We start from the raw sequence: 15,126 nt of genomic DNA on the forward strand, positions 1-15,126 counted from the left end.
AGCGGGCATCAGAATGCTGACCTGGATTCCAACCGGCCGCAAGCGCCTTTCTGCAATCGGTCCAAACGGCATCGTCCATAGTCCGGCCGCCGCCTGATGCTGTGGCGGTGAGTTATCTCTCCGTCCCGGTTTCGCTCCTGGTCTCTTCGTCGCTTCTCGCCTGCCGCGCCGCCCCGTCAACGGGCAAGCCGTTCCCCTCTGATCGGTGACGGTGCGGCTTTCGCGTCAGGCCCTTCTCCTGCGCGTCCAACGGGACGAACCGAAACAGGAGAGAAGACAATGACCACCACCAGCAATCAGAATTCGCAGCATCCGGCCGACACCGTCATCCACGGCGACTGCATCGACGTCATGCGCGGCATGGAGGCCAACTCGGTCGACATGATCCTGACCGATCCGCCCTACATCACTCGCTACCGGTCGCGCGACGGACAGTCGGTGAGGAACGACGACAACGCCCGCTGGCTGGCGCCGGCCTTCGCCGAAGCGCACCGAGTTCTCAAGTCGGGCGGCTTCTGCATCAGTTTCTACGGCTGGAACCAGGCCGACACGTTTCTGACCGCCTGGCGCGCCGCAGGTTTTCGCCCGGTCGGCCATGTGGTTTTCCGCAAACGGTACGCCTCAGCCAAACGCTTCCTGAGCTACCACCACGAACAAGCCTACCTACTCGCCAAAGGACAGGTGCAACTGCCGCTGATCCCGATCCCAGATGTGCTGGACTGGCACTACGAGCGGAATGAATTCCATCCGACGCAGAAGCCGGTGTCGGTGCTGAAGCCCCTGATCGAAGGCTTTACCAATCCGGGCGACATCGTTCTCGATCCCTTCTGCGGTTCCGGTTCGACCCTGGTCGCCGCCCGCGAGTTCGGCCGCCGCTTCATCGGCATCGAACTGGATGCCGGGCACCATGCCACAGCGAGCCGCCGCATCGCGGAAACCGAAACCCGGGAGGTGGCCGCGTAAGCGGCCATTTCTGACATAGTAAAAGAGGCCGGCGTGCCGGTCTCTTTTTGATTGTGGTTCTCCCCGATCCAGAGCTCTTACGTATCGGGCTGCAGCGCGGCTTCGAACGACTCCTTGTAAACGCGTTCGTAGACTGTTTTGCAGTCGGCCTTCCTGTCGAAAACGGCTTTGCCTCCTGCGATGATCGCGGTGACGGCCCACCACTCGCCCGGGTCGATCGCCGCAATGTCGAAGCTGAGCTGCGGAAACATCTTGCCCAGCTTCCGGTACACCGGTTCGGGAAAGTCCCAGGCCGTATTGAACTCGAAATTGAGACATCCTGGATCTCTCGACACAATCGCGCCGTCATAGGCGTTCCACTTCGTGCCCCACGCCTGCCGGCGCAGCACGTTCATATCGGGATGCCGGATGAAGGCCTCAATGCTGCTGTCGTCGACGGGGATAACGGCCCGGAAATTGAACTGGAGGCCTTCGTCGTCGCCGTCCTCTTCCGGATCTAGAAGATGAAAGCAGGTGGCGAGAAGACGATCGATCTCCTCGTCCGGGCCGCGAACGACGATGCTGTTGCCGACATGGTTGGGCATGAAATTACCTTTCTGCGATGAATGGATGGGATGGATTTCGGGATGATGCAGATGCGGATCGCAAAGATCCGTTGCTGCAGGCCTCAGCCGGCGGTCGGTCTGCGGTTGCCGGCGGGCTCTCAGGAGCCCGCCGGCAGGGTTCAGTGAAGCCAATGGCGTTTGGTGCCGTCGCCGAACACATCGCGCATGGCAATCGCTTCCTCGTCCCGTGAAACAAGGATCGCGCCCCGGATCAGAGCGCGGGGCTCGCCGCTCGCCTCGATATCCTCAAGGAGCTTCTGGCCCTTGATCAGGATCTGGCGGGCGCCGGAACTTTCCGGAACGATGCCCACGAAGACATGACTGGCTTCGATATGGCGCTTCAGCAAGGCGGTCTGTTCCTCGGCTGTCGGCAACGCCGAAATGGTCAGGAACGTTGCGGTCGCCAGTTTGACGATGGCGGGATCGAGCAGAGTCATTTTCTGAACCTCGTTAATTGTACCGAACATCTCAGGCAGCCACCCGGTCGATGATGGGACGGCCGGTGGGAATCCGGACGGCGGAATAATCCTTTCTCGGAATGATCGAGGCGGGCAGCCTGCCGGTGATGACAAACACCTTCTTCACCCGGGCACGGCGGCGGGGTGCATCGTCTGCCTCGACCACAATGCCCTTGCTGAAAGTATCGCAGAACTGCCAGCCGCTGACGGCAACGACATGCCTGGTGACGAACACCGCGCAGGGATGGGTACGTGTTTTCCCCACCCTCTTTTCCATGAAAGCGGCGAAGGTCGGCGCGCTGTCGAAGATCTGCCAGGAGCCGGTGAAGCCGAGCAGGCGCAGGACCTGCTCCGTCTCGTGCCAATAAGTGCCGGTGATGCGGGGCGCCCGGGGCCTGGTGACCCATCCCGCGCCATGGCGGACAAGGCGGTAGGCGTCGCGCACCAGCGAGATCGGCATGCCGGTGATGGCGGCGACCGTGGTCGGTCCGCAATAGGCGCGTGACCTGGTGTCGTTCACCACGTCGCGCAGATGGAAACCTTCCAGGTTCGGCTGCTGATTGACGAACGCGGGCGAAGCGCTGGCGGCCTGTTGTAAGGCCCGCAGCGAAACGTTGCCAGCGTGGGACGCTTCGCCGACTAGGTTGTTGATCTTCAAGTTCATGCGGAAAAACCTCTCGAAAACTGGACGGGCACGGGCCGCGGCTTCAGCCATGCGGGAATGCGGGCGTCGTCCGTGTTGGGAAAATGCCGGACAGCCGGATGGGCACGGCAAGCCGTGACGATGCCGACGGTCAGGCGTGATCGCCGGACGCGCTAGGGCTGACTGATCCCGGACGGGACAATCGAACAGTTTTGATGGATTGGACTCATCATGGATGACCTTTCACGTGTCTGGCCTGGAATGCGCTCATCACGTGGATCTCCGAAGCGTCCGCTCGCCTGAGATCCGGTCATCTTGTGCCTGCTGGTGGCTCACCACACGGAATACGGTGACGCAGGCTCCCCTCTATTTTGCTCTCGTCTGCCGGTCGTAACCCGTACCGCGGCAGTCCCGCTCTTTCATCAATCATCCGACAGGCGGTGACGGGCCGCCCGGCGGAGCCGGAGGTGTCCCCTTGCAGGGAGGAATCCGGGACCTCTCACATCGTCTCGAAAACTGCGGCAGCCTTGCAAGCAGCGCCACAGTCGCGCATGTTTGGCACCCGCTCTCGCAGATACCGTAAGCATTATAGACATGGATTAATCTATATGTCAACCTGTATTTTTAATGCTGATAAATTTAATTTGAAACTGGTATCGTTTTAACGATAGATATCTATGATATTTTCTCAATTAAACGCCCAAAAAAACTCTATAAGGTAGCGAGTGTTTTTTAATACTTAAATCGCATCATTACGGCAGCGCCAGCATCCTGTTTAACGACTGATAATTTTCGAAATATTCTCCACGCGGCAACCGCCACACTCGTCCGGCGTGGCGGTTGACTGATTTTGAGGTAAGGTCCAGTTGTGAGAAAAGGATTCACCGAGGCGGAACGGTCACCTCGATTGCGCCGCTGCACCGCCCGTCGCGGATGGCGCTGAGGCTGACGGCCCACCTCATGGGATCGTCGAGATCGAAGGCAAGATCGCTGAGCCGGACGGCGATCCCGTCGGAGATGGTGGCGGGAGCCTTGCCGGACAATGTCAGATTAACGGCATGGTCGATAATGTCGAGTAGCATGCCGGCCTCTTTCGGCCGGAACTCGATTGAATGGCCTCGATCGAGTTTGCCGAGCTTCGCGGCAACAGCGAGCAGGATACGCAAGGGTTGTGGAGTTCCCGACGTTGTATCCTCCGGCGATATCCTGCCGTCGATAAGGGCGTTGATAAGCGATATGAAGTTGTAGTAGTCCCAGTCATCTGGCATGCAAAAGCTCCTGTAAGATGATGAAACCGGAGCCTCTCTGGTGCACCCCGGTGCGGTTCAATCGAAGCCGCACAACCACGGTGGCGTGGATGACCCGAACGAGTTCGGGAACAAATCGGTTTTCGGTAACTCCGGCCATTCGGCGCAGTCGCGCTGGAATTTCCACCGACGCGATCGTTCAGGCGAGTTCGATTTCGTGTGAGTGACCCTTCTGACGCTGGCGGTGTGCCAGAGGCTGACGGGATTCCTCGGGCTGCGGCAGGAGCAGGTCGAGCGTGGTGCCCTTGATGCCGGCGCGCGACAGCCGGCCGCCCAGCCATGCCAGGCGCTCGGTTGTCTCCGGCTCGGCCATGCCGGCGCGTTGCGACAGTGGCTGCTCCGCACGGATGCCGGCGTCGATCAGCTTTCGATCGGCAAAGATTTCCGTCCGATCCCTGGCGCGGCTTAGGCCCACATAAGCATCGTGACGGTCGCAGGCGGGATCGATGAGCACGAAGGCCCGGTCGGCCGTGAGTCCCTGCGCGCCATAGATCGTAGAAGCATAGGCGTGGGCAAGACGGGCTTTTCCGGAATCGTCTGCAAGTTCGGACCAGGTGAAGGAGACGTCGCGGTTGCCGATGCGGGCGCCGATCTTGACATCTCCGCTGGCTTCCTGCCGCAACGCGGTGACGATGGCGGTCGTGCCGTTGATGACGCCGAGACTGTCGTGGCGAGCCAGGAAGCGGATCTCCTCGCCGACGGCAAGGTCGAGCCGGTACGCCTGACTCGAAGCGGTGACGGCGTCGATCGCCATCTCCGGTCCGCGCAGCGTGCCGGCCGCGCGCAATCGGGTTCGGACTGCGGCATTGATCTCGCGCACCTGGCCGTTGGTCCGGGCCAGCAACAGGCTGGCGCCGGCCTCACCGTCCAATGTACTGCGCTCCCATGTCTCCACCATGGCCTGGACGGTATCTTTTGGTCCGGTATGGAGATGAACATGGCCATGCTCGGCATAGGCGGAGAGCGCCTCAACTGTCTTTCCGGCAGCCAGCGCCATGGTTGCCTGTCTTGCCCATTCCTCCCGTTGCCGGACCACCTGGTCGACATGTGCAAACGCCGTGGCGCGGGCCACAATCGACAAGGCGCCGCCAGCGCCGATCGGCTGCAGCTGGCGTCGGTCGCCGACAAGCACGAGCTTTGCCCCGGAGCGTTCGACTTCGGAAAGCACCGCATGCATCTGCCGGCTCGACAGCTGCCCGGCCTCGTCGACCACCAGCAGAGTCTTGTCATCGAGGAACGGCCGTCCCGCTGCATGACCGGCAAGCCAGACATCGGTGGCTTTCGCCTCGATGCCGAGATCGTCACGCAGCTGATGGGCGATCCGCCATGCGGTCGCCGAGCCGATGACATGATAACCGGCAGCCCGATGCGCCTCGACGATCGGGCGCAGCGACGTCGTCTTGCCAGAACCGGCCGCCCCTTCGATGACGGCTATGGCATTCGCGGAAGTCGCAACCGCAACCGCTTCGGCCTGCTCGCTGTTGAGCGCATTATCGTCGACCAATTGCCGGGCAAGATCGCGATACGGGGCCGGCATGGACCGAGCCGACAGTGTCTGCGCCATGGCGAGAATCTCGCGTTCGATGCGGATCATCACCGGTGTCGAAAAACGCATCTCGCCGATCGCATCAGTGCCGAGTTCGACGACACAGCCGTTGTCGATCAGTGCTTCCACCGCTCGCTCTGCCCGGTCCACCGGCAGGCCGCTGCCGACCAGGGCTGAGGCGACAGCAGCCACCAAATGACGGCGCTCGAATACGCTTTCGGATTGCGTAAGCTGCTCAGGCACGGCCCGCAGCCGATCAGCAACCGCCTGCTCTCGTCCCGCTTCGGTTTCGAGCTCGGCGATGTGATTGTGAAGCTGAAGAGCAGTTTCGACCAGCCTGTCCGCTTCATGGCCGCGCTCATGGGCGATGTCCCGCCACAGCGCGAAGCGGTCCGCGTCCCTGTCCGCAGCCTTCGCTTCCCGCGAGGCTTTGGTGATCGCGCCGGCGAGCGCCGGCGCCGCAGCACTCGTCAGGCCGGCCTCGTCGAGGGCGGCTTCGACCTCGGCACGCCGTGCGGAGAAGTATTTCACCAATTCCGCTTCGACGTCGGCGATCTCGAACATGCCGTTCCTGCCGATATCGCAGATCCCAAGTCCGAGTTCCTGAAGGTTGCTGGCGAGCGCCAGATGATAGGCGGCGCCCGCCGCCATCTTCCATGCAAACAGACGTCTTCCGTCGAGCGTGCCGACCGTGCCGTCCGCGCGCCGAGCGAGATTGAGGATGACGGCGTGGGTGTGCAACTGCGGATCGGCAAAGATGCGGCCGTCCGAATGTTCGGTCGGACGCGCCTCCCCATGCTGGAAGGCGGCGACGCTCAGATCGACGGCTTCGCTTTGTAGCCCGTTGCGGCCGCGCCGGCTGACGGCGGCATTTTTCTCCAGAACACGAATCGCCGCCTTGACGGCCTCGGCCTGCGCCACCTCGATCCTGCCTCGCAGTTCCTTGTCGCAGAGCGCCCACAGCACCGAAACGGATTTGGGCGCCGAGAACGTGACGTCATAGCCGGGCACGCGATCGATGCGTTTGCCGCCGTTGGAAAGCAGTGTCTTCCCATCGGCATCGGTTGCCGCATGCAGCCGCTCGAACAGCTTGCGCTCGACAGTCCCGCCATCGACAATGCCGAAGCCTGCACCGGTTGCAATCCAGGTTCCCGGCGGCTCGCCGCCGCCGAGGTAATATTCCGACTGCGCAAGGTAATAGCCGGCGCTCGTGCCGGCCGCGATCGTCGCCACCATCGACTGGTCTCCCGTTTACCTGCCGATGCTGGTTCATATCGGACCCGTGGGAATCGGGAACAAATGGTTGTTCAATGATCGCCGTTGATGACCACGTCCTCGCGGTCCGGCACAACCCGCCGGGTCCGTCGCTTCCGTATCCACGCGGCAGGCCGATGCGCAAGCCTGCGCTCCGGCCAGGCGGTGAACGGAACGTCGAGCAGAGCCGGATCGCCAAGTCCGAGCACAAGGCATCGGATAAGGGCTTTTCCGCGAAAGTTGCGCACGCCAAGCTCCGTCTCCATTCGCTCCGGCGGGAACACAGGATGCGTTTCGCGACGTCTCTGCGGCGCCCCGGTCCCGTTCGCACCGCCAGGCCTTGGATCGAAGAACTCAACCAGCCGATCGCCAATAAAAATCTTCGAGATGCGCTCGGCCGTGTCGCCGGCCGTCAGCCGCCCGATCACCTTGATCCCAAACCTGGCTTCCAGCGTGTGAGCGACCGTCTCGCCATAGAGTGCGGTGAGCTGGCCGAGATCCTGGACGGCGGCGATAGTGATGACGCCGACCTCTCGACCGACCGACAGAAGGTTCGGCAGTCGGTCGAGCCGCCCGAGCTCGGCCAGCTCGTCCAGCACCAGCGTGATTTTTTGGGCCGGATTGCGCTTGCGGCCGGGTGCCAGCGCCAAGCCCGCCAGCCGCTCGATCAGCAGCCCACCGACCAGCGCAGAAAGTTCGGGATACTCGGCGGATTTCTGGATGACGATCGTCGCCGGCAGCCTGGTGTCGTCGTCCAGCCACTTCGTCAGGCTGAAGCGCTTTCCGGCAGGAACATCCTCCCAGGCGTCGACCAGGGGCTTGAGCGTCGTCAATGCGGCAACCCACAAGGTGATCAGCAGACTCATGCTGGTGCGCTGTACGCCGCCGTCGTCGTCGAAGGCGATCAACTCGGCGCTTGCCGCGCCACCCCGGACCAGAGCGTCCTTGAACGCTTCCGGCGAGGAGGTCAGAAGGTCGTAGAGATGGCGCAACGTCCAGTTGCGGCCATGCTCCAGCACGAGGCTAACTATGGCGTCGGCCCACAATGCTCTTGCACCGTCCGCCCACATGGAATCACCCTGAGCGGCCTTGATGCTGCGTGTGGCGAATTCCAGCGCCGCCGCGCGATCGCCGATATCACGGGCAATGTCCCAGGCGGCGGAGCGTGCATCATGCGGCGCGACCAGGATCATGCGGGCGGCAGGGAGTCCCGCCGTCATGTCGCCCTTGACGTCGTGCACGACGACACGGTCGCCGCGCTCGATCAATTGTTCCAGCCAGGCGCGTAGCAGCCCCGTCTTGCCGGACCCCTGCGTGCCGACAGCGAGGATATTGTAGCTTTCGGCTGCAGGCGGCAGTTGGACATGCGGCAGGAGCCATAAACCGGCTTTCTCCAGACGCCCGGTTCCGGCGAGATGACGCCGTAGGGATTTTCTGGCGGCCGCGTCCTGACGGAGCCGGCGGCCCCGCACATTCAGCAGGCGGTCGGATGCCGGCGTATTGTGGCTGACGCCGCCGAATGCAACCCATGCCGCGACAAACACCGCCGCCGCAATCAGGACCGCGCGCGGCATCAGCGCCGAGGCGGCCGCCGGCTGACTGACCGCACGCCAGACGGCGTCGACGCGGCAATCGACGGCAAGGAAGCCGGCAATACCTGTTCCGCAATCGGCACGTGCGGCTATCACCCAGAGTTCTTTCGCAAGCGGCAGGAGACGGAAAACCGCCGAGCTGCCGTCGGGTCGAACCATGACCGGCGGCAGGATAACGAAAAGAGCGGATAGCGAGAGCGTAAACACCAGTATGGCAGTGAAACCGCATGCCATTCGCGCCGGCCAGGGCGAGCGTGTTTCCAGAAACGGGTTCATCGCAGGAACTCCCTCACCAGCGGCGCAATCCGTTCGGCCGAGAGCAGGATGAACAGGCCGGCGCCGATGACCATGATCCCTGCGCGCAGGCCGGCGCTCACGCCCGCAATCCACATCGGCCATTCCGAGCGGCGGAGATGTCGCCAGCCCGAAACCTGGGCGGCAACGCTTGTGCCGACCCGTCCAGGCGCAACCCTGGAAATCGGCGCAGGAGCCATCGTCCTGCTGCGTGCGCCGACCTCGCCTAGAAACTGCCGCAGGCCGGCAGCACCGAGCCTCTCCAGGCGCCGTGGATCGAATGTTTTGGGATCGTGCCGGAATGCTGCGGCAAGTTCGGTGGCAAAGGCTGTCCGCGATTGTCGGCCCGCGGCGATGACGGCCGAGAGATCGTCGGGCGCGCTCATCGGGTTTCCTCCCCGCCGAAGCCGATCACGCCTGCAAAGGCATCGAGCATCTCGGCGAAGAACGCCGCGACGTCGCCGCGCACGATTTTTGCCTCGGCCCGCGGCAACCCCGTCACCTGCACAACCCGATCGACAGGCATGGCTGCGACGTCAATCAGCCGACACCCGGCTGCTTCGAAGGGGCGCCAACTCCCTGCTTCGATCAACGGCATGCGGATCGTTCTTCCAATCCGCTTCAGCGGCGCAACCTCGCGCGCGAACGTCGCGACGGCATCGGACGCGGGATGGAGCCCGGCGATCGTTCCGTCACGCTCGTTCTCGACCAGCACGAGACGGGCCAAAGGCAGCCGATCAAGAAGCAGCCGCGCCGTGTGGCCCGCCTGCCGGATCGCCTCGCTTTCGGCAACGAAGGGGATGACGGCAAGCATTGGCACCCCCCATTCCTCCAGGTCACCGGCGAGATCGACGAGCCCGAGCCACTGCGCAAGCCCAGCCCCCTCATTGGCGCCGACATCGACGAGGACGGACGGACCACCCGCGCCGATCTTCTCAACCGCCTCATAGATCGGCGTATAGGCTCGCGCCGCTGCGGCCGGATCACGGCGCGCCAGTTTCGCATCGACGCGGATCGTGGTGATCTCCTGGCCGAGCGCCCGCGCCAACCGCGCCTGGCTGTCGATCTGCAGGACGTGAAGCGGCGACTCGTGGAGCTGGAAAATATCGGCCAGCGCAAGCGAGGTCAGCGATTTGCCGACGCCGCCTTTTTCGCCGGCAACGATCGCCAGCAGCGGCGGAGCGATGACAGGGTGAGAAGGGGCTGGAGGTTTGGTCATCTGGAGGTCCTTTCAAATTGAGAGGACCCAAGCATCGACCTATCCGGGCAAGAGAGGTTCGGGAACAAATCTTGCAAACCTCATGAGCCAAAGCCGAAATCAACCTTACGGGGCAGCCGCTCGCCGTAGTGGCAGAAAAGCGCCCTAATGTCAGCCATACAGCGCTGGCACAGCTTATCCCGAAAGCGGTCATACCTCGATATTCTGCCGCCACGCGTCCCATGGGTCGCCGCGATTCTTTCCGATTGCATACGCGGATCAACAGAGCACACGGACACTCACTTCAGCGCTGCGCTTGATCATTGGTCGGGTGTTCAGATAACCCGCAACACGCTGAGTGCAAGGCGTGGCTCGGCAGCTTGCACCCGCGAAAAGTCGCCATCACAAGTGAGGACGTGCAGATCGCGCTCGAACCCCTGAGCGCAAATCCAAAGATCGTTCTCGTTGATGCCTAGCCGCTTGCCGGTAGCGTGGTCGATCCAATCTTGGAGATGAGCGGGCGGCTTGTTTCTGCTCGCCTTCGGCATGAACGTGCTCACCATTGCGGCCTTGAGATCGCCATATGTGACCGCAACCTGGGTGTTTATCGACAGCAGCGGGCGAGCCTGTGCTGCTGCGAGCACCTGACTGGCATGTGTTGGCGTGCGGCCGTGGATGTTTTGCACGCTTGCTATGCCCGTGCGGATTTCTCCGACGCTCACGGCCGAGACATATTGGAGATCATCGCCACTCATGGCGTCGATCGCTGCAGCAGCCGTCGCGTGCAGCACATGGGCAGGATCAACGAGGGCGATCAGAACCGAGGTGTCGAGCAGATATCCGGTCATTGATCAGCCGATATATGCGCGCAGCGCGTCGGCTTCGCTTTGGGGCAAGGGTTCGAAGACGCTCTTGACCCAATTGCCCCTGAATTGTTCTCGGTTACCGGCGAGGGTCTCGGCAAGCGAAAGGCCGGGTGCAGCGCACAGCCCAGGCCAACCTTCCCATGCATGCGCGACCGGCCGCCGCGCGCCCTCAAAGAAGCGCAGCAGTTCGCGCTCGAGCCGGACCGGGAGCGCGTAGCTCGCGAGGATCGCACCATCGATCTCGGCGAGTAGGCGCTGAAGCGCAGTATCACCATCGAAAGAAAGTGGAGCTTGCGACAGCCGCCCGATATAGGTCGCGGTCATCTCAGCGATCTCGGGAGGCAGATGATTGGGGAGCGGAATGTCGCGCAGCGTCGTCAGCCGGTAGCGTTGATCCGACGTGAAGACCGTCGCGAAGGCATTCGCAACGGGACCATTTAGCACGGCCATCAATGCGAGCAGATGTTTGTCGCTCACGCCTTCCTTCGGCCATGCCCCAATGAATTGCTGGGAACAGACCAGCCCATCGGCGTCGAAGCTCGCCGCCAGCCGCCAGGAATAACGGCTGAGACGGACTCCGTTGATGATGAGTTTCGCCTGGCTCCACGGCAGCTTGTACGCACCACCGCGAGCGGATTCCGGCCGACAATCGAGCCATACGGGATGTGGAGACTGAAACTGCCGATGTCCGTTGACACCATGCAAACCGGGTTCAAAGCCGGGCTGAGGCTCGCGGCTCCACGCGCTCGCCTGCGGACCCGACCATTCGATGCCACGATGCAGTTCGAGACGATCGCCGAGCCTGGGCCGATCCGAAAGATAGGTCCAGATCTCATGGAGAGCTGGCACCCACAGATCGCCACTTGGCGTGTCCGGCACCCATCGGGTCAGCGACCGGCTACGGGTGATGATGCCCGCCTTGAGGAACGGTAGACGGTCGCGCAACGTGACTTCACTTGATCGGATTGTGATCCGGGGTTCGTCTGCGGCCGTCCGTGGGTCGCGGGCGATCAACAGGGAGGCTGCGGTACGGGATGCGGAAAACACATCGTCGGGAATCTCTACGATTTCGACGGAAGTGTAGCGGCTCTCGATCAAGGCTCGCACCTTGCGGTAACGCTTTTCAACAATGAAGCTTGAGGGAAGAACGAATCCGATGCCGGCCGGCCGCGCCGCAATCACCTCTTCCAGCACCGCGATCGGCTTGGAAACATCGTGCTGTGCGATGGCGCTGTTGCGATTATCGGCATCGAAATCCTCGAACGGCGGATTGCAGATGACAAAAGTGTCGGTGGTGATCCGCGTCCGCAGCCGATCGCCGGCGAGCAGATCGGCCTGCTGGATGTCCCAGCCGTTGTGATTGGGATAGTCGGCAAGGATGAGTGATAGCTTCGCCACTTCACAGGCGAATTCGTCGATTTCGTCGCCAGCGAGACGTGCGGTCAGGAAGTGATGCCGCTCTTCATCGTTCCACTCAAGCGGCAACGCGGCGCGCAGTTGCCTGAGCGCTGCCACGAGAAGCACGCCCGCACCCGCAAATGGCTCGTATACGCGGACACGTTCTAGGTTCCGCCAAAGTTCGAGACGCCGGACAACATGCTCGGCCATTTGCCGCGGTGTGCTGTGCGTGCTGTACTCCGCACGTGCTTCCGATGTCACGAAGGTATTCTCATAAACAAACGCGAGATCGTCGGCCGAGATATTCTGGAAATTGATGCCGGCGCGGATACCTTCCCATACGGTTTCCAAGAGCGTGCGATCGCGCGGCGAGGGTACGATGGTTCCCAAGCCATAATAGACGTCGATCCCACGCAACACGTTGTCGACATTACCATCCGCCCAATTGGCTGCCGACTCATGACCGCGATCGGTCAGGATCTTCGCGGCAAGGAATCGGAAGGTCGCCTGGAACAACAAGCGCGCGTCCATGGTCGGGCGCCCCCGGACATCGATCACATTGGCGAGCGTCTCGCGCAGCAAGGTATCGAGCTTGACATGCACTTCGCCCTCGATTGCGATCATCAGGTCGATGTCTACGAAGTCGAACTGGCGGCCAGCCAGCGGCTCAGCATCGATTGCCTTTGCGCGATGAATAGCGCGCGGGCTCCAATGCTCGGCGTGGCGTGCGAACAGGTCGCCCAGAGCATCAATCGCGACGACGGCCGTGCGGCTCGCGGGCTTGCTCGCGTGGACTTGCCACAACTCGACGCGCTCGCCGGCCACGGCGAATATCATCGGTGCCCCGAGTGCCCTCAGCCCGGTCAGATCGGGTCCGCCCGACCCGGTCTCGACCACGCCGAAGGCGGCCGTGCGATAGGATGGCGGCGTTTGGGTGAATGCCGCGAATGCCACGCGGCGGGTTTCACCGGCCGGCGAAAGGACGTCGGCAAAACTATAGTCGGAGAGGAGCGCTTCGGTCGCGTAGCCGAGGCCGCCCAATCCGCTGACAATGGCGGCGATCGCAGGCGTCATGGCCTTCCACTTCCTGCTGCGCGGCGTTCGCTCACATCGACTGGCGGAAATGCTATGCTTTGCTGAGCCTCTTCGGGTGCGACTTCGAGGAGCGCTAGGCGGAGCGCGGCGACGATCGGCTCAAGCGGGAGCAAGATCGCCGGACGCTCGAGATCATTATCCGAGATCGTGTCGACGAAGGTGACCTGCCCCTCGATTGGGCGCACGAGGAGGTGGCCTTGGGCAAGCCGAATCCACTGGGGTGAGCCGCAGATGTCGAAGATGTCACGTTCGGCAGCGCGTAGCGCTCCAACGGTGAGACCAAGATCTTCGACGAGCACCCGCACTACTGCCAGGCCGAGCAATTGCCCAGGTCGGAACACAGGCGCGTGCCCCTTGAGACCACCGAGTGAAGGCAGCGCCCGCCGCCAGTGGCGGAGCGTTTCCTGTGTGATACCGACCACATGTCGGACTTGGCTCGGCGTGTAGCGCATGGCCCCGATCGATTTGTTGTTCACAACAAGATAGCTGGCCTTTGCGCGCCGATCCAGCAGTTTCATTCCTTGAGCGGGAACCGATTGCCGCAGCGCAGCGGACGGCCCTAAAGATGCACCTTTTCGGCCGAATGATCTGAAAGCTGCCTGTCGCCTAGCGGCCCCAAATGAGACTTTCAACGGGAAGTGGGGGCGCGGCCGGACCTTCCCGTCAGCACAACCGCGCTGCCTGCTGCAATAGCGCTATCCAGCGTTTCGGCCCATGTGAGCTTCGGGTGAAGTTCAAAAGCCGCCTGTGTAAGGATCAGCGCCGCCGCCTGCTCGTCGGAAGGCAATCGTTTCTCACCTTCGTATCCTTTTCCTTCTAGATGCCGCATGGCCTGATCCAACTCCTGGCGGATCGCAATGATGCGCCGCATCTCTTTGACCAAGTCAGCTTCGAGGCGGACATCATGGCCGCGGCTGCGCCTCCCGACCAACCGAGAAAGCTCCAGCGTGTTGTGATAATTCAAGAGGCCGGGAAACAGATCGGACGGATTGAAGTCGCCATCACGGGCAGCACGCACCGCTTCATAAAGAGTCGGCCGATCTGTTGCGGCGCCAGCAAGCGTCGCCTGCTGGCCTCTTGTCATGCGGCCGTGCTTGCGGATTTCCGCACTCATCTCATGCGCGGTCAATACGAGGGCAGTCGACTGGCGCAGGCAGCGCAGCATGAAACGGACCATGTCGATCTCGCGCTGAATTTCTTCCTCGACCAGCGCGCGACTCATCCGCCGGGCATCCGTCTCGACCAGTTCCCGTGCGGCGCTCGATACGTCGTCCGGACGAGTAGCCCATGAATACCATGACGCGATAACACGGCTGCCGGCATCAAACTGAGTTCGGAAGAACGCGACGCGCCGTTCTTCGGTAATACTGCCGCCGGTGTTCGGATCGTCCAGCCACGCATTCGTCGCAAGACTCTCCAGCACGCGATCGCGCAATTCCGGCACGGTGACCGCCAGTCGGCGACCATCTCGAATCTGCAGCCAGGCGCTCAGCCGCTCGACGCGGAGATAGGTCTGGACCGCCAAGGCCTCCTGAACCGAACGCTCGAGTTCCTCCTTCTGTCTGCGGCCACGTCTCAACGCCTCGCGATGCTCGACACGGCCGGCAACAATCAGGATCGGGTCTCCCTTCTGAAACCGGGCAATTTGATCGTGCGCAAGCACGATGCCGATCCGGTCCAGTTCTTCCCGGGAAGCGACGAGAAAATCTGACCGGACCCCGCCTAACTGGTCGACCAATTCCGGCGAAAGGTCGTTGGCTGTGGGGGACGGGTTGACGTCACGATTGACCAGGATGATCCGCGGTCGACTTCGCGACCAGTCCTCTACGGTTTCCCGATCGATTGTCCCTGTGGTCATGTCCCGCCTTCCAAATATTGTGACTTCAATCGAGGATGAGCCCCTTTCC

At 62.3% G+C, this 15,126-nt stretch carries 13 protein-coding genes; 1 reads left to right on the forward strand and 12 read right to left on the reverse strand.

All coding sequences use genetic code 11. From position 1 onward, the window contains the following. The first annotated feature begins 279 nt into the window (after window positions 1-279). The gene (locus tag AC07SZ_RS12960; protein ID WP_494914509.1) at window positions 280-963 is read left to right on the forward strand and encodes a DNA methyltransferase; all 684 of its coding nucleotides are present in this window, start codon (window positions 280-282) and stop codon (window positions 961-963) included. Window positions 964-1,040: 77 nt separating this feature from the next. On the opposite strand, the gene AC07SZ_RS12965 is transcribed toward AC07SZ_RS12960, so the two are convergent. From AC07SZ_RS12965 to AC07SZ_RS13020, 12 genes are all read right to left on the reverse strand, one after another. Beyond that, window positions 1,041-1,700 (reverse strand): hypothetical protein, encoded by a 660-nt coding sequence (locus AC07SZ_RS12965; RefSeq protein ID WP_494914511.1) that lies wholly within the window; start codon window positions 1,698-1,700, stop codon window positions 1,041-1,043. Next, complete coding sequence (locus AC07SZ_RS12970) at window positions 1,688-2,005, reverse strand: hypothetical protein (protein ID WP_494914513.1); 318 nt, start codon at window positions 2,003-2,005, stop codon at window positions 1,688-1,690. Before AC07SZ_RS12970 ends, AC07SZ_RS12965 begins: the two co-directional genes overlap by 13 nt. A 31-nt stretch (window positions 2,006-2,036) precedes the next feature. After that, window positions 2,037-2,690, reverse strand: a complete 654-nt coding sequence (locus AC07SZ_RS12975; RefSeq protein WP_494914515.1) for a hypothetical protein — start codon at window positions 2,688-2,690, stop codon at window positions 2,037-2,039. An 860-nt stretch (window positions 2,691-3,550) separates the two neighbouring features. Beyond that, window positions 3,551-3,937, reverse strand: a complete 387-nt coding sequence (locus tag AC07SZ_RS12980; RefSeq protein WP_494914517.1) for a hypothetical protein — start codon at window positions 3,935-3,937, stop codon at window positions 3,551-3,553. Between the two features lie 178 nt (window positions 3,938-4,115). Beyond that, on the reverse strand, window positions 4,116-6,758 hold the full coding sequence (mobF, locus tag AC07SZ_RS12985; protein ID WP_494914519.1) for a MobF family relaxase: 2,643 nt from the start codon (window positions 6,756-6,758) through the stop codon (window positions 4,116-4,118). Between the two features lie 71 nt (window positions 6,759-6,829). Continuing rightward, the gene (locus tag AC07SZ_RS12990; protein ID WP_494914521.1) at window positions 6,830-8,644 is read right to left on the reverse strand and encodes a type IV secretion system DNA-binding domain-containing protein; all 1,815 of its coding nucleotides are present in this window, start codon (window positions 8,642-8,644) and stop codon (window positions 6,830-6,832) included. After that, window positions 8,641-9,048, reverse strand: a complete 408-nt coding sequence (locus AC07SZ_RS12995) for a hypothetical protein (protein WP_494914523.1) — start codon at window positions 9,046-9,048, stop codon at window positions 8,641-8,643. The genes AC07SZ_RS12990 and AC07SZ_RS12995 overlap by 4 nt, the downstream gene beginning before the upstream one ends. After that, window positions 9,045-9,881 carry a nucleotide-binding protein gene (locus AC07SZ_RS13000; protein ID WP_494914525.1) on the reverse strand — a complete coding sequence of 279 codons (837 nt, stop codon included), beginning with the start codon at window positions 9,879-9,881 and terminating at the stop codon, window positions 9,045-9,047. The genes AC07SZ_RS12995 and AC07SZ_RS13000 overlap by 4 nt, the downstream gene beginning before the upstream one ends. Window positions 9,882-10,195: 314 nt before the next feature. Next, the gene (locus tag AC07SZ_RS13005) at window positions 10,196-10,708 is read right to left on the reverse strand and encodes a type II toxin-antitoxin system VapC family toxin (protein WP_494914527.1); all 513 of its coding nucleotides are present in this window, start codon (window positions 10,706-10,708) and stop codon (window positions 10,196-10,198) included. Window positions 10,709-10,711: 3 nt separating this feature from the next. Continuing rightward, window positions 10,712-13,198 (reverse strand): N-6 DNA methylase, encoded by a 2,487-nt coding sequence (locus AC07SZ_RS13010; protein ID WP_494914529.1) that lies wholly within the window; start codon window positions 13,196-13,198, stop codon window positions 10,712-10,714. Next, complete coding sequence (locus AC07SZ_RS13015; protein WP_494914531.1) at window positions 13,195-13,737, reverse strand: hypothetical protein; 543 nt, start codon at window positions 13,735-13,737, stop codon at window positions 13,195-13,197. Before AC07SZ_RS13015 ends, AC07SZ_RS13010 begins: the two co-directional genes overlap by 4 nt. A 110-nt stretch (window positions 13,738-13,847) precedes the next feature. Then, complete coding sequence (locus AC07SZ_RS13020; RefSeq protein ID WP_494914533.1) at window positions 13,848-15,077, reverse strand: hypothetical protein; 1,230 nt, start codon at window positions 15,075-15,077, stop codon at window positions 13,848-13,850. Between the last annotated feature and the right edge of the window lie 49 nt (window positions 15,078-15,126).

Source organism: Mesorhizobium sp. GW821-FHT07A06, assembly GCF_059419085.1.

Bases quoted from the DNA above. Each gene is read 5' to 3' on its own strand.
- AC07SZ_RS12960 (WP_494914509.1), top strand. From the start codon at position 280: ATGACCACCACCAGCAATCAGAATTCGCAGCATCCGGCCGACACCGTC.
- AC07SZ_RS12970 (WP_494914513.1), bottom strand. From the start codon at position 2,005: ATGACTCTGCTCGATCCCGCCATCGTCAAACTGGCGACCGCAACGTTC.
- AC07SZ_RS12975 (WP_494914515.1), bottom strand. From the start codon at position 2,690: ATGAACTTGAAGATCAACAACCTAGTCGGCGAAGCGTCCCACGCTGGC.
- AC07SZ_RS12980 (WP_494914517.1), bottom strand. From the start codon at position 3,937: ATGCCAGATGACTGGGACTACTACAACTTCATATCGCTTATCAACGCC.
- mobF (WP_494914519.1), bottom strand. From the start codon at position 6,758: ATGGTGGCGACGATCGCGGCCGGCACGAGCGCCGGCTATTACCTTGCG.
- AC07SZ_RS12990 (WP_494914521.1), bottom strand. From the start codon at position 8,644: ATGAACCCGTTTCTGGAAACACGCTCGCCCTGGCCGGCGCGAATGGCA.
- AC07SZ_RS12995 (WP_494914523.1), bottom strand. From the start codon at position 9,048: ATGAGCGCGCCCGACGATCTCTCGGCCGTCATCGCCGCGGGCCGACAA.
- AC07SZ_RS13000 (WP_494914525.1), bottom strand. From the start codon at position 9,881: ATGACCAAACCTCCAGCCCCTTCTCACCCTGTCATCGCTCCGCCGCTG.
- AC07SZ_RS13005 (WP_494914527.1), bottom strand. From the start codon at position 10,708: ATGACCGGATATCTGCTCGACACCTCGGTTCTGATCGCCCTCGTTGAT.
- AC07SZ_RS13010 (WP_494914529.1), bottom strand. From the start codon at position 13,198: ATGACGCCTGCGATCGCCGCCATTGTCAGCGGATTGGGCGGCCTCGGC.
- AC07SZ_RS13015 (WP_494914531.1), bottom strand. From the start codon at position 13,737: ATGAAACTGCTGGATCGGCGCGCAAAGGCCAGCTATCTTGTTGTGAAC.
- AC07SZ_RS13020 (WP_494914533.1), bottom strand. From the start codon at position 15,077: ATGACCACAGGGACAATCGATCGGGAAACCGTAGAGGACTGGTCGCGA.